At 36.8% G+C, this 19756-nt stretch carries 18 protein-coding genes; 5 read left to right on the top strand and 13 right to left on the bottom strand.

The features are described 5' to 3' along the window. Positions 1–58 precede the first annotated feature (58 nt). Together HMPREF2801_RS02375 and HMPREF2801_RS02370 are read left to right on the top strand one after the other, a co-directional pair. Positions 59–856 carry an electron transfer flavoprotein subunit beta/FixA family protein gene (locus HMPREF2801_RS02375; RefSeq protein ID WP_070610397.1) on the top strand — a complete coding sequence of 266 codons (798 nt, stop codon included), beginning with the start codon at positions 59–61 and terminating at the stop codon, positions 854–856. 8 nt (positions 857–864) lie between these two features. Then, on the top strand, positions 865–1860 hold the full coding sequence (locus tag HMPREF2801_RS02370) for an electron transfer flavoprotein subunit alpha/FixB family protein (protein ID WP_070610396.1): 996 nt from the start codon (positions 865–867) through the stop codon (positions 1858–1860). A gap of 288 nt (positions 1861–2148) precedes the next feature. On the opposite strand, the gene HMPREF2801_RS02365 is transcribed toward HMPREF2801_RS02370, so the two are convergent. From HMPREF2801_RS02365 to HMPREF2801_RS02340, 6 genes are read right to left on the bottom strand one after another with little or no spacing between them, the layout of a single operon-like run. Next, positions 2149–2841, bottom strand: a complete 693-nt coding sequence (locus tag HMPREF2801_RS02365) for an LrgB family protein (RefSeq protein WP_019125001.1) — start codon at positions 2839–2841, stop codon at positions 2149–2151. Beyond that, the gene (locus tag HMPREF2801_RS02360; RefSeq protein WP_019125002.1) at positions 2834–3184 is read right to left on the bottom strand and encodes a CidA/LrgA family protein; all 351 of its coding nucleotides are present in this window, start codon (positions 3182–3184) and stop codon (positions 2834–2836) included. Before HMPREF2801_RS02360 ends, HMPREF2801_RS02365 begins: the two co-directional genes overlap by 8 nt. A 7-nt stretch (positions 3185–3191) precedes the next feature. Then, on the bottom strand, positions 3192–4163 hold the full coding sequence (locus HMPREF2801_RS02355) for an electron transfer flavoprotein subunit alpha/FixB family protein (RefSeq protein ID WP_070610395.1): 972 nt from the start codon (positions 4161–4163) through the stop codon (positions 3192–3194). A gap of 9 nt (positions 4164–4172) precedes the next feature. Beyond that, on the bottom strand, positions 4173–4940 hold the full coding sequence (locus HMPREF2801_RS02350; RefSeq protein ID WP_070610394.1) for an electron transfer flavoprotein subunit beta/FixA family protein: 768 nt from the start codon (positions 4938–4940) through the stop codon (positions 4173–4175). A gap of 2 nt (positions 4941–4942) precedes the next feature. After that, positions 4943–6079: an acyl-CoA dehydrogenase family protein gene (locus tag HMPREF2801_RS02345; RefSeq protein WP_070610393.1), complete on the bottom strand. Its 1137-nt coding sequence runs from the start codon at positions 6077–6079 to the stop codon at positions 4943–4945. A gap of 22 nt (positions 6080–6101) precedes the next feature. Then, positions 6102–7514: an FAD-binding oxidoreductase gene (locus tag HMPREF2801_RS02340; RefSeq protein ID WP_070610392.1), complete on the bottom strand. Its 1413-nt coding sequence runs from the start codon at positions 7512–7514 to the stop codon at positions 6102–6104. 173 nt (positions 7515–7687) lie between these two features. On the opposite strand from HMPREF2801_RS02340, the gene HMPREF2801_RS02335 reads away from it, so the two are divergent. From HMPREF2801_RS02335 to iadA, 3 genes are all read left to right on the top strand, one after another. Continuing rightward, entirely contained in the window at positions 7688–9127 is a 1440-nt protein-coding gene (locus tag HMPREF2801_RS02335) for a hypothetical protein (RefSeq protein ID WP_070610391.1), read from the top strand. A gap of 437 nt (positions 9128–9564) precedes the next feature. After that, complete coding sequence (gene yfcC / locus HMPREF2801_RS02330) at positions 9565–11277, top strand: putative basic amino acid antiporter YfcC (RefSeq protein WP_070610390.1); 1713 nt, start codon at positions 9565–9567, stop codon at positions 11275–11277. 21 nt (positions 11278–11298) lie between these two features. Beyond that, entirely contained in the window at positions 11299–12483 is a 1185-nt protein-coding gene (gene iadA / locus HMPREF2801_RS02325) for a beta-aspartyl-peptidase (RefSeq protein ID WP_070610438.1), read from the top strand. A 184-nt stretch (positions 12484–12667) separates the two neighbouring features. Here the strand turns inward: iadA and HMPREF2801_RS02320 are convergent, their stop codons facing one another. From HMPREF2801_RS02320 to HMPREF2801_RS02290, 7 genes are all read right to left on the bottom strand, one after another. Beyond that, positions 12668–13015 (bottom strand): helix-turn-helix domain-containing protein, encoded by a 348-nt coding sequence (locus tag HMPREF2801_RS02320; RefSeq protein WP_070610389.1) that lies wholly within the window; start codon positions 13013–13015, stop codon positions 12668–12670. Between the two features lie 113 nt (positions 13016–13128). Next, positions 13129–13374 (bottom strand): type II toxin-antitoxin system RelB/DinJ family antitoxin, encoded by a 246-nt coding sequence (locus HMPREF2801_RS02315; protein WP_070610388.1) that lies wholly within the window; start codon positions 13372–13374, stop codon positions 13129–13131. A gap of 397 nt (positions 13375–13771) precedes the next feature. After that, complete coding sequence (locus tag HMPREF2801_RS02310) at positions 13772–14599, bottom strand: class C sortase (RefSeq protein WP_070610387.1); 828 nt, start codon at positions 14597–14599, stop codon at positions 13772–13774. After that, positions 14589–15416 carry a class C sortase gene (locus HMPREF2801_RS02305; RefSeq protein WP_070610386.1) on the bottom strand — a complete coding sequence of 276 codons (828 nt, stop codon included), beginning with the start codon at positions 15414–15416 and terminating at the stop codon, positions 14589–14591. Before HMPREF2801_RS02305 ends, HMPREF2801_RS02310 begins: the two co-directional genes overlap by 11 nt. After that, on the bottom strand, positions 15400–16380 hold the full coding sequence (locus tag HMPREF2801_RS02300; protein WP_070610385.1) for a class C sortase: 981 nt from the start codon (positions 16378–16380) through the stop codon (positions 15400–15402). Before HMPREF2801_RS02300 ends, HMPREF2801_RS02305 begins: the two co-directional genes overlap by 17 nt. Positions 16381–16418: 38 nt before the next feature. After that, on the bottom strand, positions 16419–17630 hold the full coding sequence (locus HMPREF2801_RS02295) for an LPXTG cell wall anchor domain-containing protein (protein ID WP_070610437.1): 1212 nt from the start codon (positions 17628–17630) through the stop codon (positions 16419–16421). 143 nt (positions 17631–17773) lie between these two features. Then, positions 17774–19510, bottom strand: a complete 1737-nt coding sequence (locus HMPREF2801_RS02290) for a SpaH/EbpB family LPXTG-anchored major pilin (RefSeq protein WP_070610384.1) — start codon at positions 19508–19510, stop codon at positions 17774–17776. Positions 19511–19756: the final 246 nt, after the last annotated feature.

The following is a 19756-nucleotide window of genomic DNA, read 5'->3' as shown; positions in this document are numbered from 1 at the left end:
AATCATTTTGGGGTATGATATAATTATGATGAATAATTAATAAATTTTAGGAGGAACTATGAAAATATTATTATTGATGAAAACTGTTCCTGACACAACTAATGCGAGAATCGATCCAGAAACTAATAACTTAATTAGAGATGGAATTAAAACTATAATAAATCCATCTGACCTATGCGGATTGAAATTTGCATTAAATATATCAGAACAAGTAGAAGAAGATGTACAGATTGATGTCCTAACTATGGGACCACCATCTGCAGAAAAATATTTGCGTGAATGTATCCAAATGGGTGCAGAAGAAGCCTACCTATTGGAAGGACTTGAATTTAAGGGTTCTGACACAATAGCAACTTCCTATGCCCTTGCTGAAGCAGCGAGATCCATTGGAGACTACGACATAATCTTTACTGGCGATCAAACAATGGACGGCGACACTGGACAAGTTGGTCCCCAAGTTGCAGAAAGACTTGGCATGAACCAAGTGACTTATGTCTCAGACATTAACTATGTAGACGGCGAATTTGAAGTAAAGAGAAATATTGGCACAGGCATTGAAACTGTAAAACTTTCCACCCCTTTTGTTGCATCTGCACTTAAGGGCTCTGTAAATAAACCTTCAAAGTTTGCCCTAAAGAGAAGCGACATTGCCAAAGAAAAAGAAATTCACGAAATGACTCCATCTTCTCTTGGACTTGACCTTGAAAAACTTGGACAAAAGGGGTCTCTTACAATTGTAAAAGATTTATCTGCTCCAAGAAAATCTGAAGCAGGAAACCTTATTGACAAGGGCTCCGCCAAAGAAAATATAGAAGAAGTCATTAAGATCTTAGAAGATAAGAAAATATTAGTGTAGGTGATAAAATGAAAAAAGGAAATATTTGGGTAGTAAACGAAGCTTCAGAAGGTTCACTTTCACTTATTACTAAAGAAACTATGTCAAAGGCAAGAGAACTTTCTGATGAATTAAATAAAGAACTTGTAGCTATTGAAATTGGTTACAAAAATGACGAGCTTGCAAAGGAATCTGGCTACTACGGTGCCGACAAGGTAATCCAAGTAGATGACGAACTTTTAGAAAATTACAATACACTTGCCTATGCAAAAGTTTTGGAAGCCCTAATGGATAAATATGATCCAGCAATTGTCATGCTGCCAGCAAGCCACAATGGTCGTGACTTGGCAGGAAGAGTTTCAGCAAGAAGACATGTTGGACTTGTTGCCGATTGCTCTGCTGTTGAACTAACAGAAGATAAGGCTGACATCAAGTGGATTAGACCTTCCTTTGATGGAAAATTATTCTGCGATGTAAGAATTTTATCTGAAACAATGATGGCAACTATTGGAAGAGGCTCTTTTGTAGAAGCTCCTCGCGACGAAAAAAGAGAAGTTGAAATAATAAAAGAAGAAGCTGGACTAAGTGAAGAAGATGTTAAGACAAAATTCATTGATTTTGAAAAAGCTGACATCAATCCACTTCTTGACAAACTTCTTAATTCAAAGGTAGTTGTATCTGGCGGCAGAGGACTTGGCGGCCCAGAAAACTGGCACCTAGTAGAAGAACTTGCAGACGCCCTTGGCGGTGCTGTTGGAGCAACTAAAGCTGTAACAGACCTTGGCTGGTGCGACAAGGACCTACAAGTCGGTGTAACTGGCGTCCAAGTAAAACCAGACCTCTACATTGCCCTTGGAATTTCTGGAGCCATCCAACACACAAAGGGCATGGAAAATTCTGCAACAATTATTGCCATCAACAATGACCCAGATGCAGCAATATTTAACACAGCATCCTACGGAATAGTTGACGATTTATTTAATATAGTTCCAGACTTAATAGAAGAAATAAAAAATAGAAAATAAAATAATTTAACTTAAAAAGCTTGGTGAAATTTTACTCTCACCAAGCTTTTTTAATGATAAGAAAAACCGAGACAAGTCTCGGTTTTTTCAGGTTTTCACAGCGAATGCGAGCCTTAGCGATGCATGAGCTGATGAAAAATCTTATCCAGCGAAGGAAGACGATGCGACCGAATAGGGAGCATTGTCGAGTGAGTCGGATTACTTGAAATAAGAAAAACAAAAAAATATAGACCTATTGAGGGAGACAATAGGTCTAATAAATTTATTTAGTTCAAAACAACATTCGCCTTAAAATAAGCTTTCTATAACTTTCATTGCAAGAGGCATTAGGATTACAGTCACAAGACCTGCCACTGCAATTGAAAGTCCACTCATGGCACCTTGGATCTCGCCAAGCTTTCTCGCTTCAGATGTTCCAACTGCGTGAGAAGATGTACCAATTGCAACACCTTGTGCTGTTGGATCCTTTATCCTAAAGAGCTTTATGATCATTGGAGCAATAACTGCACCAGTCACCCCTCTTATTACTACAAGCACTGCAGTAATGGCAGAGGCGCCGCCATACTCTTCAGAAAGAGAAATTGCAATTGCAGTTGTAATTGATTGTGGCGTTGCAGACACAACTATGTTTTTGTCAAAGCCAGCCATGTGGAAGACAAAGACCACAAATAACATTGCAATTACAGAGCCAAGTACCGTTCCTGAAAGAATAGGGATTAAATTTTTCTTTAATTCGGGCAAATTTTCGTACAAATCAACAACCATTGCTACTGTGGCAGGAGCGATGAAGAACATTATAAAGTCTCCACCCTGCTTATAATCTTCGTAGGGTATTCCTGTCACCTTTAAAAATAAGATACATAGGGCAATGGATATTAGTAGAGGATTAGCCAAAGGAGTTTTTAATTTTTTGTTTATCATCTTTCCTATTTCAAAAGTTGCAAAAGTCAAAATGATTCCAAAGTATTTGTTACTAAACATCTTTCCTCCTTTGTAAAATTTCTATAATTTTACCAGTGAGTCCCATTGTTATAGCTGTGCCAAGGACTACTAAAACCACGAGTAGGCCAGCCTTTCCCCTTATCTCGTCATAGGAATTTATAATGCCAACGCCTGCTGGCACAAACAAAATCGCCAAATTTTGTAAAATTCCATTGGAAGTCTTTTTAACATCGTCGGGTTTTATTATTCCAACTGCAAAGGCTATGAAGAGATAAATCATACCATATACAGCTTCAGGTATTGGGAAATTTATAAGGTGTCTAGTCACTACTCCAAGCATTAAGCAGACACATAATATTACAAATTCCTTTAAATAGTTCATAAGTCACCTATGCGTTTTCTTTAATTTTTTTCACTTCTTCAATAAGTAGTGGAAGAATAACTTTACAATCTCCAACTATTCCCACATCAGCTAGCTTAAATATAGGAGCGTCTTCATCCTTATTTATTGCTAGGATAAATCCAGAGTTTTCCATGCCAGAAATGTGTTGCACTGCGCCAGAAACTCCACAGCCAATGTATAGGGCTGGAGAAACAATTTTACCAGATTGACCAATTTGTGAAGCCTTAGGTAGAACTCCATCATCAATTACAGGTCTTGTTCCTGAGATTGGAGCACCAAAAGCATCAGCAAGTTCCTTCACAAGTGGGAAAATTTCATCAGATGATGCCCCTCTACCACAAGTTACAATGATAGGTGCATCTTCAAGATTTATTTCAGCACCTGCTGCCATTACCACATCTCTTATGATTGATTTTATGTCCTTCACTTCATCAATGTTTTCTTCTACAAGATTTCCTGCGCCATTTAGGTCCTCTCTCTTGTCAAAGGATCCTGCTCTCACTGTGATAATTCTTGGAGCCTTGTTTAGCTTTGATTCAGTTAAAACAGTTGCACCATAAGAAGGAGTAACAAAGATTATATCTTCTCCTTCAAATTTAATTTCCATTACATTTGTAAGAGAAACTGTGTCAAGTGTGGCAGCAACATTTGGAGCCAAGTCCTTGCCGTCAAGTGTACCTGGAATAAAGATGTCTTCACAGTCATATTTTTTAGCCACTTCAACAATAATATTTGAGAAGTCTTCCATATTGTAGGCATCTCTTTTTACCACTATAATGTCTTCTGCTCCTGCTCCTCTTAATTTATTTAATTCATCATCTTTTAATTCTTCTGTAATTAAAGCAAGAGATTTAGTTCCCTTTTCAACTGCAATTTCACTTGCCTTAGAAAGAGCTTCTAAAGAAAGTTTAATAGGAGCATCCTCTTTAATTTCTATATAAGTTAATATATTTTTCATCTTTTCCTCCTATAAAACCTTTTGTTCCTTCATGATTGCAATAGCCTTTGCTACGCTATCTTCTGGCTCTTCTTCTTGAATCTTAACTCCAGCTTCCCTCTTCTTAGGTTCAAAGTCCTTAATCTCTTCAAGAGTTAAAGAAGAGTCACAAGTAACTTCAAAGTCTTCAATCTTTTGTCTTCTTGCAGCCATTTTTGATTTTATAGTAGGGTATCTTGGTTCATAATCTGGCTTAGCAATAGTTACAACGCATGGAGTTTTTGTTTCAACTTCTCTATAGCCACCGTCAATTTCTTGCTTAGTGATTAGCTTGTCCCCATCTAATTTCATTTCGATAACAGATGTGACAACGCCAAGATCAGATTTATTGGCAAAATAAACTCCAACTTGTGAGCCTTCAGCATCAGTTGTTTCTTTACCAAAGCATACAAGGTCAAATTTGCCAAGTTCTTCTTCCAATTTCGCCTTTGCTCCCATAAGAATTTCTGTAATCATTTTTGCGTCAAGACTTCTATAATCATCACGCTTTACTAAGTAAGCCTTGTCAGCTCCAACAGCTAGACAGTTTTTAAGTGAATTTTTAACATCTTCACCGCCAATAGAAAGAACAGTTACTTGTCCTTCAACTTCTTCCTTTAACCTTACAGCCATTTCTAGGGAATAAGTGTCAAAGGCATTAACAACAGGTGTGATGGAATCTATTGCAGCTCTGTCCCCTTGGACAGAAACTGCAACTGAATCATCAGGCACTTCTTTTATACATACTAAAATATTCATTCTTAACCTCTCAATAAATTATTAGCAACAACAATTCTCAAAATTTCGTTAGTACCTTCAAAAATTTGGAAGATCTTTGCATCTCTTAAAAGTTTTTCAACAGGATATTCTCTGCTATAGCCATAACCGCCAAATAATTGAATGGCATCTTCTGCCACTCTCATAGCTATATCAGATGCAAAGCATTTTGCAATTGCAGACTCTCTATTGTAGCTTAGGCCCATGTCCATTCTTGTAAGTGCATTGGCAACCATTTGTCTTGCAACTTCTGTTTGAATGTCCATATCAGCTAGTTTAAATTGAATAGCTTGATTTGCATTAATAGCTTTGCCAAATTGGATTCTTTCATCTGTATATTTTTTAGCTTCGTCAATTCCTCTTTGAGCGATACCAACAGCTATACAACCCATCCAAGCCCTAGCTTGGTCAAGAGTCTTCATGGCAATAGAAAAGCCCTTGCCTTCTTCGCCAATAAGATTTGATGCAGGAATTCTGCAATCTTCAAGGACAACATCAGTTGTATTAGAAGTTCTAATTCCCATCTTGTCTTCTTCCTTGCCTGAGCTTAGACCAGGAGTTCCTGCTGGCACTAAGAACATAGAAAGTCCCTTTACTCCCTTAGATTTATCAGTTGAGGCAGTAATACAATAATAAGATGCAACAGCACCATTAGTGATGAAGCACTTTCTTCCGTTAATCACATATTCGTCGCCATCTTTTACAGCAGTAGTAGTTCCTGAGCTTGCATCAGAACCAGCACCTGGTTCAGTAAGACAGAAGGCACCAAGTCCGCCTTCCATAGCTATGTCAGCAATATAATTTTTTTGCTCTTCGCTTCCTGCAATAAGAACTGGCTTCATGCCAAGTCCTGATGCAGAAATAGTAGTGGCAAAACCAGCGTCAGCCTTTGCCATTTCTTCAAATAGAGCGGCTATATCCACTCTTGAAAGACCAGGCCCACCTAATTCTTCTGGCACTTCAAGGGCAAAATATCCTTGTTCCTTTGCCATTTCGTATAAGTCTTCTGGCCATTCGCCACTTCTGTCTGCTTCCTTACAAACTTCAACAACTTCCTTTTCGCAGAAGTTTCTAACATCTAAAAGCAAGTCCTTTGCTTCTTCAGAAATTAAATATGCCATCTTTATCCCCTTTTTCTCTTAATTAAATAACTTTGTTTGGATTCAAAATCATGTTAGGGTCAAATACCTTTTTAATTCCTCTCATAAGTTCAGTATTTACATCCCCTTCAAACATCTTTAAGAATTCCTTCTTACCAAAGCCAATTCCGTGTTCACCAGAAATTTGTCCGCCCATTTCATAAGCCTTTCCATAAATGTCCTTCATGAAAACTTCAACTTCTTTCAAGAATTCTTCTTTTTCCATGTCATTTGAGCAAGTGTAGATGTGTAAGTTGCCATCGCCTGCGTGACCAAAAGACTTAACTTCAAATGGGAAGTCCTTAGCTCTTTCGTTTACATAGTGAACATACTTAGCAATCATGTTAATTGGCACAACAACGTCACATTCGTCAAGAAGTTTAGTTTGTGATTCAATAGCTTCAAGGAAGGATGATCTTGCAGCCCAAGCTTCCTTAATCTTGTTTGGAGTGTCAGCAACTAAGATGTCAATTGCTCCAGCTTCCATAAGAACTTCAGCAGCTTCTTCAATAATATCGTTAAGTTCATCTTCATCATTTCCGTCAAAAGTGATAAGAAGATAAGCGCCAATGTCAATTCCTTCTAGTTCCTTAGGGAAAGTTGCCTTGCCAATATAAATTTCAGACATATTAACAATTTCTTTTTCCATAAATTCAATAGCTTGTGGGTTTAAGTGAGCCTTGAAAAGTTGTGGAACAGTTGAAATACAAGTGTCAAGATCTTCATAAGGAACGATTAGAGAAATAGTTTCCTTTGGAGCAGGAATAATTTTTAAAGTAAGTTCTGTGATAATTCCTAGAGTTCCTTCAGAACCAATAATTAAGTCCTTTAGAGAATAACCAGTTGAAGTCTTAGAAACAGTTGCACCAAATTGAGTGATTTCACCAGTAGGAAGAACAACTTCCATTGAACGCACATAGTTTCTTGTAGTGCCATACTTAACAGCTCTCATACCACCAGCATTAGTAGCAACATTTCCCCCAAGAGTTGCAAACTTTTCGCCTGGATCAGGTGGATACATATAACCTCTTGTCAAGCAGTCTTCAGCAAGGTCGTTTAGTAGAACCCCTGGCTCAACTTTAACAACCATGTTTTCTTCATCATAAGCAAGAATTTTATTCATTGATTGCATATTAAGCATTACGCCGCCAAATCTTGAAACTCCAGCGCCAGTAAGACCAGTGCCAGCACCTCTTGCCAATACTGGAATTTTATTTTCGTTACAAATTTTTACGATTTTTGAAACTTCTTCTGCAGAAGTAACATCAACAACTAGGTCCGGTTGTCCTTCGCCATAAATTGGCATTTCGTCGTGGAAGAAGTCAATATTGATTTCTTCGCCAACATATACTTTGCCGCTAACAGCAGCCTTAATGTCCTCAATAACCTTATCAGTTACAGAATTATAATTTGCCATGTTTCCCTCCAAATTTTTTAAAAATATTCTTCTTGCTTTTATTATATAACCTTATTGTAAAAAAACGGTTTATTGGCACTTGCAAGAACTTGAATCATAGTGACATTATTTGACTTTTATTCAACAAATAAATATAATCTATATATATATAATTTTAAGGAAGGAGATAAAATATGTGGCAATACAGACAAGTTTTTAAAATTTTAACAGACATGACAAATACTAAGCTCTCCACCCTTGCCTATGCCTTGGACTATGACATATCCTACATAAGCAAGTGGAACTCTGGCAAAAAAATTCCCTCATCAAAAAATATTTACACCATAAATAGAAAACTTGCGCCCCTATTTGCAAGGGCCCTCATAGAAGAGGACAAGACCAAAGACTTTCTCCTTAGCTTTGAATTAAAAAATTCAGAAATCTTAAAAAAAGAACCGGAAAAAGGGTTGGAAGTCTTAATCTATAAGCTCCTAAACGAGTCCTATGCCTACACAAATTCCGATGCAGTAGAAGAAAGACCACAAGGCACAAATTTCATCTTCAAGACATCTAGCGTGGAAAGCGACTTAAAAGAAATCCTAGAAAAATTAATTTTGGAGAACATAGACCTTGACATCTGGGCAACCTTTGACATCACAAGTCCCTATGCAGACATACTAATTCAGACCATAAAAAAAGTGTCAAGAGATGTAGAAGTGAACCTCCACCTTCTTTGCAAAAAAGATGACATAGAAAAAATAGATCTTTTAAAAATTATCACAGATAATTCTTCCATAAACTTAGAATTCTATGAGCGCAGCTACACTCACTGCGACTTTATACTGATAAAGGGCGAGATGTATATAATCATCGCCGAAAGAGAGGACTACTCAACCCTAACTTCAGGAAGAGAACTTGACACCCTCTTTGAAATTTCTTCCTTTATGGACCACTTCTTTGACGGTCTCAACAAAATAATTGTCACATCCTCTGCCCAAGAGATGGCAGAGACAAATTACAGAAAATATTTTTACTCCGACAACGAATTTTTATTCTTATCCAATTACGGCTTTGAATTTTTGCTGCCCAACAAAGTCATTGACAGAATAGAAGCTTCCCTTGACCAGGATCAAGAAATAAACAAAAAAGAAATTGCCGGCATAAAACTTTTGTGGGACGAACTTTTTGTTGATGCCAAGATAAATTTCTTGACCACAAGGACTAGCCTCTTAAACTACTTAGAAACTGGCAATATCCTCTACTGCTCCACTAGGGCAAAACTAAGTCCTAATGAAATAGAAGACCACCTAAAAAATATAATCGAAATCATGAAGAATAATGAGAACATAAACTTTTATATCATTAATGACAACAGATACCTAAAGTCCATGGGCTTGGACAAATTTAACTTCTTCATCAACGAAAACAATATGTTCTTCAAAAAAATTGAAGGGGACAAGCTAAGCACAAAGACATCCATAGTTACAGACATAAAGATCCACAACAAGATTCAAGCTGTCCTTAAGGACATAATGAATAGCTCCTACAGCAAAAAATATAGCGTCAAGGAATTAGAAAAGCTCTTCGCAAAATACGCTGAAGTCTTCAAAAAAATCTCCCACCAAAATAAATGAGAGATAAAAAATTATAAAAAAATAAATTTTATAAAAAATAATTAAAAAACTAAGCAATATAAAAACCATACAAAATAGATGCGGCCACAAAAGCTGCATTTTTTTTATTTTTAAATTAAAACCCCTTATTACAACTTTATTTGTACAAAATGAAAGCCTTTTGATATATACTATTTACAAAGATATATTATTCTAAGCTTAAATTTTTATTGAAAATAAGCTCTAATATTTTATGTCTTTAAAAATATCCATATAGCATCTAACTTATGATAAATTTAAAAGTTAGTCCAAGATCCCCAGCTTATAAATTTTAATTTTTTAGCTTACTTTAATATGGCTTTAAATTTATTTTTCGTCTTTATATTATCTTAATTAAATAAAATTTACTGCCTCTTAAAATAATATGGATAAAATATAAAACTCGAAAGGAGAAAATTATGAGAAAAAAAGATTTAACAAAATTTAAAACGCCGCATACTTATGCAATTATTTTTGTTGTAGTTCTTATTTGTTGGTGCTTAACATTTTTAATTCCTGCTGGTAAATTCTCAACTCACGATGTTGAATATGTAAACGCTTCTGGGGAAACTGACACAAGAACTGTTTTGCAGACCGAAACTTTTAGATATATGCACCCTCTTAACAAGGACTTCCTAGCTCAAAATCTTAACACTTTATACCAAGATAAAGATGCTATGGAAGAAAAGGAAATTGATGAGGAGGCCTTTGCTGAACTTCTAAAAACTCCAGCTGATTCTTGGGACCAAGGCGCTCTTGATGCGGTTGGCTTGACAGATGACACTTTATACGGACTTTATGGGGATAATTTTTATGATAAATCTGTCAACTTAAATAAGACAGCAAAAATTTGGGGTACTGATGACTTCAATGGTTTTGGTTTTCTAAACTACTTATTTGAAGGTCTAGTGTCCGGCGATAAATACGGTTCTGCCGTTGGTATTGTTGCCCTACTTTTAGTTGTAGGTGGAGCCTTTGGTATCATCATGTCTACTGGCGCCATTGATGCTGGTATTTATGCTGTAATCAACAAGACAAAGGGCCTCGAAAAATTTGCAATTCCAATTTTATTTTACCTATTCTCCTTAGGTGGAGCTACCTTTGGCATGAGTGAAGAAGTTATACCTTTTTCCATGGTAATGGTTCCCTTTGTCATTGCCCTTGGCTATGACTCCATTGTCGCCGTAACTGTAACCTTCGTTGCATCACAACTTGGCAATGCCGTTTCTTGGATGAGTCCCTTCTCCGTTGCCATAGCTCAAGGTATAGCTGGCATTCCAGTTTTATCTGGTGCAGGCTTTAGACTTGTATGTTGGGTTGTAGTTACTGGTCTTGGTGCAGCTTACACTATGGTCTATGCCGAAAGAATTAGAAAGACTCCAACTCTTTCAGTTGTCTATGATACAGACAATAAATTTAGAGAAAAATTAGCAGAAGACAATTCTGCACAAGAATTTAAACTTGGCCATAAAATTATTTTACTTGAAATGTTGGCAGTTTTAATTTGGATAGTTTGGGGAGTTATGAAGAAGGGTTACTACATTCCTGAAATAGCTTCTCAATTCTTTGTTATGGGTCTAGCTTCAGGTCTTACTGCTGTAATCTTTAAATTAAACAACATGACAATTAACGATATGGCTTCTTGTTTCCAACATGGTGCAGCAGACCTTGCTGGCACAGCAGTTGTTGTAGGTATGGCTAAGGGTATTTTAATTGTACTTGGTGGCAGCGATGCAAATTCTTTCTCTGCTTTAAATACAATTCTTTACTCCATGGGCAATGCCTTCGCTGGCGTGCCAAAGGCAATCGCAGCAATTGGTATGTATCTATTCCAATCACTCTTTAACCTAGTTGTAACATCAAACTCAGGTCAAGCAGCCCTAACTATGCCTATTATGGCACCACTCGCTGACTTAGTTGGTCTTTCAAGACAAATTGCAGTCCTTGCTTACCAAATGGGCGCAGGCTTTATGGATGCCTTTACACCAGTTTCTGCAAGTTTAATTGGTGTCCTTGGCGTTGCTGGTATAGATTGGTCTAAGTGGGCAAAATTCCAAATCAAGATGCAAGCCTTCTTCTTCCTACTTGGCTCAATAATATTAATCGTTGCAGTCCTTATTAATTTCCAATAGGAAGTGATAAATTTGAATAAGATGATTAAAGTTATTAGAAAGGCAAAAGTTTATAGCCCAGAATTTTTAGGAACAAAAGACCTATTAATTCTCGGCGATAAAATTGCAGCCATTGAAGATGAAATTAAAATTGATGTGTCTTGCTTGGATGTAGAAGAAATCGACGGGAGAGGAAAAATTTTGACACCTGGCTTTATAGACTGCCATGTTCATATACTTGGTGGCGGTGGCGAAGGTGGTTTTAAAACTAGAACTCCAGAAATAACACTAAGCACATTAACAAAAGCTGGCGTAACAACAGTTGTTGGAACACTGGGGACAGATGGAGTGGCAAGAGATATATCTGCCCTACTTGCCAAGGCAAGAGGTCTTGAAGAAGAAGGAATAACATCTTATATCTACACAGGAGCCTATCAAATACCAACTCCTACCCTCACAGGCGATGTCATGAAGGATATAATGTCCATTGACAAGATTATTGGGGCAGGGGAAATCGCCCTATCTGACCACAGATCATCTCAGCCTACCTTTGAAGAATTCCTTCGCCTTGCAGCAAATGTAAGAGTAGCAGGAATGCTCTCTGACAAGGCTGGCATAATTAACATCCACATGGGCGATGGAAAGTCTAATTTAGATTATCTAAATCGTGCAGTAGACGAAACAGAAATACCTATTTCACAATTTTTGCCAACTCACTGTGGCAGAAATCCAAAACTTTTTGAAGAAAGCATAAAATATTTAAAGCGTGGTGGCTATTGTGACTTCACTGGTGCAGATGACCCCGACCTTTGGGAAAAAGAATACGGAGAAGTTAGAATCTCTAAGGCATTAAGGCGCATAATTGATGAAAAAATATGTCTTGATAACTTTACTTTCACTTCAGACGGACAGGGAAGCTTCCCAATGTTTAACGAAAAAAATGAATATGTAGGACTAGGCATTGGCAAATCATCTTGCCTACTTGAAGCCATAAAGGAATGTGTCTTTAAAGAAGACATCCCACTTGAAATCGCATTAAGAGGTCTTACCACAAACCCAGCAAAAATATTATCCCTAAAGAATAAGGGAAATATTAAAGTAGGCTTTGATGCAGATATAAATTTGCTTGACGAAAAAACACTTGATATAGATACAGTAATAGCTTTAGGAAAAGTTATGATAAGGGATAAAAAAGTTCAAGTTCTTGGAACTTTTGAAAATAATTAAAACATTTAAAACATTTAAAATATTTAAAATTTTTAAGATCTTATGAATTTTAAAAGCAATTAAGAAACTTTAAGTTATCACGACTTTTGAAAAAATTTAGAAAACAAACATACAAAAAGGATGCAGGCACAAAACCCGCATCCTTTTCTTCCTATTATGTTAATATAATCTACTTAAACTCATCTTACTTTGCATCTTGGCTCTTCCTTGCAATCCTATCCATTTCAAATTGATTAAGTACAAGCTTGTTAATTAAAGACAAAGCTTCTAAGTCCTCTCTTGTTATTGAATCAGACTTATAATCTACCCTGCAAGTTAAATCTTCATTTCCATACAAAATGGAAGAAACAGGACAGCAAAACAAATTTGCCAACTTATCAATTTGACTTTCTGAAATATTTATTTTGCCCTTTTCAATTTTAGAAATCATGTCTTGGTCCAAGTCTAAAAACTCAGCAACTTGCCTTTGATTTAGTCCAGATTTCTCTCTTAAACATTTTATATTTCTTCCAACATTTGTTAAATCAACCATAAGCTTCCTCCTCCCTCATTTCTTTTCCACTTTATAAAAAATATTTTATCATAAGTTAAACGATTTGAATTTGGACATTTTAATTTATCACAAATTATTAAAAATAAATAATTCTAATCCTCATCATCAATAAGATTTGATTTCCTATCTTTATATTCCTTATATTTCTTTTCAAGATAATCCATATTTTCTCTGCTATAAAAAGGATCTGCTGTTAATTCAAAGGGGATTTTATTTTCTCTCGCTATTTTTTTCAAGTAAATATTTATTGCAGAAGACATAGAAATTCCAATTTCTTGGCAGACTCTCTCTGCCTTTCTTTTAACATCTTCATCTACTCTGACATTAATTTGTGCCATAGGACCATCTCCTCAAACTAATTTTATCATAATTCTATAATTTGTTAATATATCTGCTAGACTTTTATAAGTCAAATGCTTGTGAATTTGTAAATTTTACTTCATATGTAAGCATATAAAAAAGCTCCTTGCTAAGAATATCCTATGTAAAAAATTGCTTTGCTTTCAAATCGAAGAACTTCGGCTAAAATCGCACTGTTGGAGCGAAGCGACTTTGCGATTTTAGAAGTTCAAGATTTAGAAGGCAACAATTTTTGGAATGAGATATTCGAGCAAGGACTTTTTTTTGACAAAACTCCATAAAACTCTTGTAAAGCAAAAATTTTTGCCAAAACAAAAAGAGTCTGGCTTTTGTAAGTCAACCAGACTCTAAAAATTATATCGCTAAAACTATCTATTATCTTTTCTTCCTTCTCTTGCCTTCTCTTACATAGCCTATCATCTTAAAGAAGGTGATAATAAAAGCAAGCCAACCCACAAGAGTCACGCCATAGATTCCGTACTTCAAATAAGAAACTTGTCTTTCTTCACTTACTTTTTCCACAGGCTCTGCCTTTTTCTCCACTACTCTCTCTGCGTTAATGAGCAGCCTCTTTGGTCTCGGTGGTCTCTTTGGATGACAAGTTAAAAGTGTGACCATGTCCCTGCCCTCAATAGGCAGAACTTTTTCCCAATCGCTGGGGTCAATTATCTCCTGCCCAGTGACCTTGTACTTCAAAAGTCCAGACCGACCGTCAATAAAAATGTCGTCACCTTCTTCAAGTTTCTCTACATTGTAAAACATGAGGTCTCCCCACCAGCCTCTGTGGCCAGCTATGACAGATCTCGTGGACTTGCCACCAAGGGGAAGACTTGTCCCCTCAACTTGTGCTACACCAAGATCCAAGTGCTTGTAAGTTGCATCAAGATAAATCGGCTTTTTCATGTCAAGCTTTGGGATAATGAGGTAGGCAAAGACCTCCTCCTTGTCTATGCCCTTAATGTCATAATAACCCTTGTAGTCCTCGTTGGAGAAGGGGTCGATAATATTGGCATCGCCCTTTGTCACATCTTCATTGTACTTTTTAAGGTCATCAGTTAAACTTTCTTCCTTTTCCTTAAAAGCCGCATACCTTTTGTTCGCCACAATTTCCCTATAAGACATGGAAGTAAAGGCAAGTAGGGGCATAAAAATCCCCAAGAGAATAAATAAATATCCAATTAAAACCCTAGTCTTAACCTTCATAGCGTCTTCTCCTCCTATGTCTAATATATAAGAATATAATAAGCATAACTACAGCAAGAACGATTCCCGGCACAATTAGAGACTTGTAGTTGAACTTAGCTCTTTCAATTTCCTCTTTCACCTCTGGCACATAAGGCACCCTGTGACCACGCACAAGCAGTCTGTGAGAATTTATCATGTAAGGCGTACAAGTAAGTAGGGTCATGAGGTCCTTGCCTTCCACAACTAGGACTGGCTCGAAGTCCCAAGGTTCCACAACGAGAATTTGGTCCACCTTGTAGGCTAGAGTCTCCTTAACATTTGTGAAGAAGAATAGATCTCCCACTTCCATCTTGTCTAGGTCCCTAAAGAGTTTAACTTGTGGCAGTCCCCTGTGGGCTGTAATGACAGCGTGAGTGTCCTTGCCACCAATAGGAAGAGATGTCCCTTCCAAGTGACCACAAGCGTGTTGCAAAATGTCTTCAGAAGTACCAGCGTAGACAGGAATTTGTTGGTTAATCTTTGGCACATCAATGTAGCCAATTTTTTCCCTAACTTCAAGCATACGAGCGTAGTTTTCCACGCCCTTCTTTTCCCTTTCAGTGTAGGGGTCAGCCAGCCTTGAAGGGTCGAGAGTATCATTGTATGCCTTGGCAAGATCGATCCTCTCCAAAACTTCCTTATCTGGCATTTCAGAAACAGCCTCTTGGAAGTCCTTAACCTGATTGTTGTTCTCCACAGTGTAATAATAATTTGAAATAATTGGGTAAATGGCAATCATTAGCCCAAGCACAAAAATAAGAATAATTTTCCAATTTTTTTTAAACTTTTCCACCATCGCCATCACCCTTACTCATATCATCATTTCCACTATTGCCATCGCCCTTAATATTATCCTCACTCTTATTATTGGCGCTCATATTCATCTTAGCCAGCTCAATATTTTTTGCCCTTTCCAATTCTCTCTTTTTTGCCAATTTTTTCTTTCGCCTTGACAACAAATATCTAACTAAGATAATTATAGCAAAAATTAAGAGAATGATAAGCCTTTTATCAATTCCAAGATTTCCACCCTTGTCTTCCATAACTTTTTCGTCAACCTCTGGCACATAAGGCACCCTGTGACCACGGACAATGAGCCTGTGAGTGTTGATCATAATAGGAGTACAAGTAAGTAGGGTTGCATAGTCCTTTTCTGGCACCACAAGTAGCTGAGAAAAGTCACTTGGGTCAATGACATCAATGTGGTCAACCTCATAAGCCAGTGTCCCCCCAATATTTTCGATGTAAAACTTCTCGCCCATCTTCACCTTTTGCAGGTCCGTAAAGAGCCTTGCAGAAGGAAGACCTGAGTGGGCAGTGATAACAGTGTGAGTAGACTCACCGCCAATAGGAAGAGATGTACCTTCCAAGTGGCCTGCACCCTTTTGGAGGATCTCCTCGTTAGTACCAGCATAAATAGGCAGCTCAACATCAATAGAAGGAACAGTGACAACGCCTATCTTGGTCCTTAGCTCTAACATCTGAGCATAATTTTCGATTGCCTTGTGCTTTTCCTCTTCACTGTAAGGGTCCTTTGGAGTCACATTGCCCAGATTGTCGTTGTAAATCTTGGCAAGCCTCATCCTTCTCCCTATCTCTTCATCACTTAAGAGGTCTCTCGCTTCCTTGTAGTCGGCAACTTGGTTGTTGGACTCAATCCTATAATACCAGTTGGATATCATGGGATAGGACAAAATACCAAGCCCCAGTATGAAAATAAAAATAAATAAAAAATTAGATTTTTTCTTTTTCTTGCTCATATTGCTCCATAAAAAAGAGGCTCGCAAGGAGCCTCATTCTATCTCTTGTCCTTGATTAAATACTTACCTAATCCAATCATCACCGCACCGGCAACAACTAAAACAATGAGTGTGATGTCACCAGTTTTAGGAAGAGGACGAGGTGACTCGTCACCATTTTCAATAGTGTTTTCAATAATTAGGACTTTCTCAAAAGAATTATCATTAATTTCAAATTCCAAACTGCCATTTAAAAGACTGTAGCCCTCTGGAGCCTTAGTCTCCCAAATATAATAAGTGCCATAAGGAAGGTCGTAAACAGCAAACTTGCCATCACTACCAGAATTTAGAACAAGGTCCTTGCCATTTCGCTTAACCCTTTCGTCCATACCATCCTTGTCACGAGTAATAATAAACTCTGCACCAGGAAGGCCCTTCTTCCTAGACCCATCAGTCTTAAAGAAATTATAAGAACCTAACTTCTTCTTGTTGATGACACTTACATTGGCACCCTTGCCTTCAAAAATAACAAAATCACTTTCACTTTTCACTATCTCATAGCCAGCTGGAGCTTCAACTTCCTTAAAAGTATAAATGCCAGCCTTCACATTCTTAATAGTTATCCTGCCATTTTCATCAGTGACAAAAACTTCAGCAGAACCCTTATCATCAAAGGCGCCATTCTTTGTCAAAACAGGATCTCCATTGGCATAGTGAAGAGTAAACTTGGCACCAGCAAGATAATTGCCCTCGCCATCACTTTTGATTAGCACAACAGTTTCTGGAGGTGGTGGAGTTTCTCCTGGAGGTGGTGGTGGAGGTGTCGGAGTAATCTTTAATCCCCACTTTAACTTAATAATATTAGCCTCCCCAGGACTGAAGACAGCAGACTCAATAAACCTCTCCTTACTGTCCCCAAGCTCCCTTATATAATAAGTTCCAGGTTCAAGACTAAGAGTAATCTTATAGTCATCAGCCTCTTTAGGACTGACAACCCATTTATCAGCCTTATTTTCAAGCTGTCTGTCTAAGTCAGCCTCACTTAACCTATCGAGGATGGCAACAAGTCTCGTCTTGTCCATAGAAGTGTCGATAAACTTATCATTTATCTTCCATATACCAAGAGACCTGCCCTCTAAATCATTTTTACTTAAACTTTCCTTTGTCTTTATGTCGATGGTAACAGATGATGCTCCCAAAACACTAAGAGGTAGGAAGACCGTAGTTACCATCGCAAATAAAATTATTAAACTGTATATTCTCTTCTTCATCTCTACCTCACTTACAAAATATGTAGGGGAAAGGGAAGATCCCCTTCCCAATTTAATAATTATAAAGCTTAAATAACTTTCAACACTCATCAAGACTCTATCATAAAGTCTTTTCAAAGAATTAAACTAAAATAATTTACAAATTAAGCTTCTTCTCTATTTTTCTTCATTGCCATTACAGCACCGCCCATTAGAGCAATACCAACAACAGTGAATAGAACAGTACCAATACCACCAGTTTGTGGGATTGTTAATTTCTTGTTCTTGATTTCAGTGTGTGTACCATTTGTTGTATCATCAACAGCTTTTCCTTGTTCAATTTTTACTGCACCTGATTTATAAGAATCTGGTGTAATTTCAAAATCAATTGGTTGGTCAAGTTTAGCATAGTTCTTTGGAGCTTGAATTTCCACTAATTGATATTGGTTCAATTTGGTATCTTTATCAAGTTCAACATTTTCAATATCAGTTGGATTACCTACAACTGCATAAGTGAATTGTAATTTACCAACATTAATTTCTCCGTTAGCATCTGTTGTGAATACAGTTGCTTCTGCTTCTGTTTTTACCCAAGAAATTGCACCTGTTGCATCATCTTTCTTTAGGTATTGTCCTTCTTCTTCTGTTCTCTTTGCGTTTTTAACTACGAATTTTGCATCTGCAAGAACTGATCTATCAGCAGAATCAGTCTTTACAAATTTTCTTTCTCCTGTATATACTTTTGGCTTATCTGAAGGTTTTTCTTTATCTTCAGTTGTGTTACCATTGTTGAATTTAAGTGTGTATTCGTTAGGGTTGCCTGTATCAACCTTAGCTTCTTTATTTAATGTAGTATCAAATTTAACAGAAATTTTTGGATTTGTAATTCCTTCAATATTTTTTGCTACTTCAGCAATACCAGCTGGTGTTAATTTTACTTCAAATGTTCTTGTAGTTTCATCATAATTAACTACTGTGTAATGAGTATCAAGTGTTAAAGTATTTTCTAATTCAGCAAAATCAGTTTTATCTCCGCTACCATATTTAACTTCAATATTTCCAACATAGTCTAGCATGTTTTCTAGAGTATCTTTGAATTCAAATTTTGTGTAGTCCTTGATATTTGTTGGAATTGTTGCGTTCATATACCATGTTACTGTATCTCCAACATTGTGAGTTTCATGTTTGTTTACAAGGTTTCCAACTGTCTTGTCAGGAACTGGTTCATTACCTGTAATGTTCTTTGGATATGTGTGAACATTCTTTAACCATACTGTACCTGGTTCATAAGTTTCGTTATCTACTGTAATTTTAGTTACGTTTGTTAGTGGTAATGTAATACCAAAAGGTACTGCAATATAAGATGAAATGTTATCTGGTGCTTCTGGATCAGTTGTGTCTTTTTCATATCCAGTTTCTATAAACCAGTAATTACCTTCTGGAAGATCAAGAACTGCTCCGCCTATAGATAGAATACCTTTTTCACCATTTACTGTAGCTGTTATTGCTTCAGTTCCAGTATATCCTGTCATTTTATCTTCTGTTTTGTAGTTATCAGGTTTTTTAACCATATCAGCAAATTTTGCGTCATCATCAATCTTGTAGTATTTAAATTTAACTCCATTAATTGGCTTTGGTGTTTTACCAAGCTCACCAATTTGTGTATCACTTAGTTTACTACCGTCGTGTGCTTTTCCTTTTGTTCCTACATCAGCGCTGTATGAACTTGCTTGTAATTTGTGTACATAAAGTTTTGTGCTTGTAGGTTTTGTTTTAGAGATATCATCATTAGTAAATGTACCTATTGCATCTCCTTCAGCTGCTAACGCTGTTAGTGGAGAAAATACTCCAACGATCATCACTAATGCCATGATTAGTGATAGAATTTTTTTCTTGTTCATAATATAACTCCTTCTTTTATAAATTTTTATAATTATTTGCTATCGCAAATTATTACCATGAACTTTAGTCTTTCGACTCTTGCCATAAATGGCTTTTTAATTTTTCTAAGTATTTCTAAAATATTTTATCAAAAATAAATTAGAATTACCTTTTCTTACACGAATTATTCCGCTTATTAATATGAATCCGAGAGGGCGGCGGGGACTGACCCCTTCGCCACTCTCATCTTCATTAAATATTATTTG

The organism is Peptoniphilus sp. HMSC062D09, from assembly GCF_001811425.1.
Classification (GTDB): domain Bacteria; phylum Bacillota; class Clostridia; order Tissierellales; family Peptoniphilaceae; genus Peptoniphilus_A.
The sequence above is the reverse complement of the archived record's forward strand: the minus strand, read 5'-3'. Positions and strand labels throughout refer to the sequence as shown.

What these genes read in the sequence shown, in the direction of transcription:
- HMPREF2801_RS02375 (WP_070610397.1), top strand. Translation starts at nt 59, where the DNA reads ATGAAAATATTATTATTGATGAAAACTGTTCCTGACACAACTAATGCG.
- HMPREF2801_RS02370 (WP_070610396.1), top strand. Translation starts at nt 865, where the DNA reads ATGAAAAAAGGAAATATTTGGGTAGTAAACGAAGCTTCAGAAGGTTCA.
- HMPREF2801_RS02365 (WP_019125001.1), bottom strand. Translation starts at nt 2,841, where the DNA reads ATGTTTAGTAACAAATACTTTGGAATCATTTTGACTTTTGCAACTTTT.
- HMPREF2801_RS02360 (WP_019125002.1), bottom strand. Translation starts at nt 3,184, where the DNA reads ATGAACTATTTAAAGGAATTTGTAATATTATGTGTCTGCTTAATGCTT.
- HMPREF2801_RS02355 (WP_070610395.1), bottom strand. Translation starts at nt 4,163, where the DNA reads ATGAAAAATATATTAACTTATATAGAAATTAAAGAGGATGCTCCTATT.
- HMPREF2801_RS02350 (WP_070610394.1), bottom strand. Translation starts at nt 4,940, where the DNA reads ATGAATATTTTAGTATGTATAAAAGAAGTGCCTGATGATTCAGTTGCA.
- HMPREF2801_RS02345 (WP_070610393.1), bottom strand. Translation starts at nt 6,079, where the DNA reads ATGGCATATTTAATTTCTGAAGAAGCAAAGGACTTGCTTTTAGATGTT.
- HMPREF2801_RS02340 (WP_070610392.1), bottom strand. Translation starts at nt 7,514, where the DNA reads ATGGCAAATTATAATTCTGTAACTGATAAGGTTATTGAGGACATTAAG.
- HMPREF2801_RS02335 (WP_070610391.1), top strand. Translation starts at nt 7,688, where the DNA reads ATGTGGCAATACAGACAAGTTTTTAAAATTTTAACAGACATGACAAAT.
- yfcC (WP_070610390.1), top strand. Translation starts at nt 9,565, where the DNA reads ATGAGAAAAAAAGATTTAACAAAATTTAAAACGCCGCATACTTATGCA.
- iadA (WP_070610438.1), top strand. Translation starts at nt 11,299, where the DNA reads ATGATTAAAGTTATTAGAAAGGCAAAAGTTTATAGCCCAGAATTTTTA.
- HMPREF2801_RS02320 (WP_070610389.1), bottom strand. Translation starts at nt 13,015, where the DNA reads ATGGTTGATTTAACAAATGTTGGAAGAAATATAAAATGTTTAAGAGAG.
- HMPREF2801_RS02315 (WP_070610388.1), bottom strand. Translation starts at nt 13,374, where the DNA reads ATGGCACAAATTAATGTCAGAGTAGATGAAGATGTTAAAAGAAAGGCA.
- HMPREF2801_RS02310 (WP_070610387.1), bottom strand. Translation starts at nt 14,599, where the DNA reads ATGAAGGTTAAGACTAGGGTTTTAATTGGATATTTATTTATTCTCTTG.
- HMPREF2801_RS02305 (WP_070610386.1), bottom strand. Translation starts at nt 15,416, where the DNA reads ATGGTGGAAAAGTTTAAAAAAAATTGGAAAATTATTCTTATTTTTGTG.
- HMPREF2801_RS02300 (WP_070610385.1), bottom strand. Translation starts at nt 16,380, where the DNA reads ATGAGCAAGAAAAAGAAAAAATCTAATTTTTTATTTATTTTTATTTTC.
- HMPREF2801_RS02295 (WP_070610437.1), bottom strand. Translation starts at nt 17,630, where the DNA reads ATGAAGAAGAGAATATACAGTTTAATAATTTTATTTGCGATGGTAACT.
- HMPREF2801_RS02290 (WP_070610384.1), bottom strand. Translation starts at nt 19,510, where the DNA reads ATGAACAAGAAAAAAATTCTATCACTAATCATGGCATTAGTGATGATC.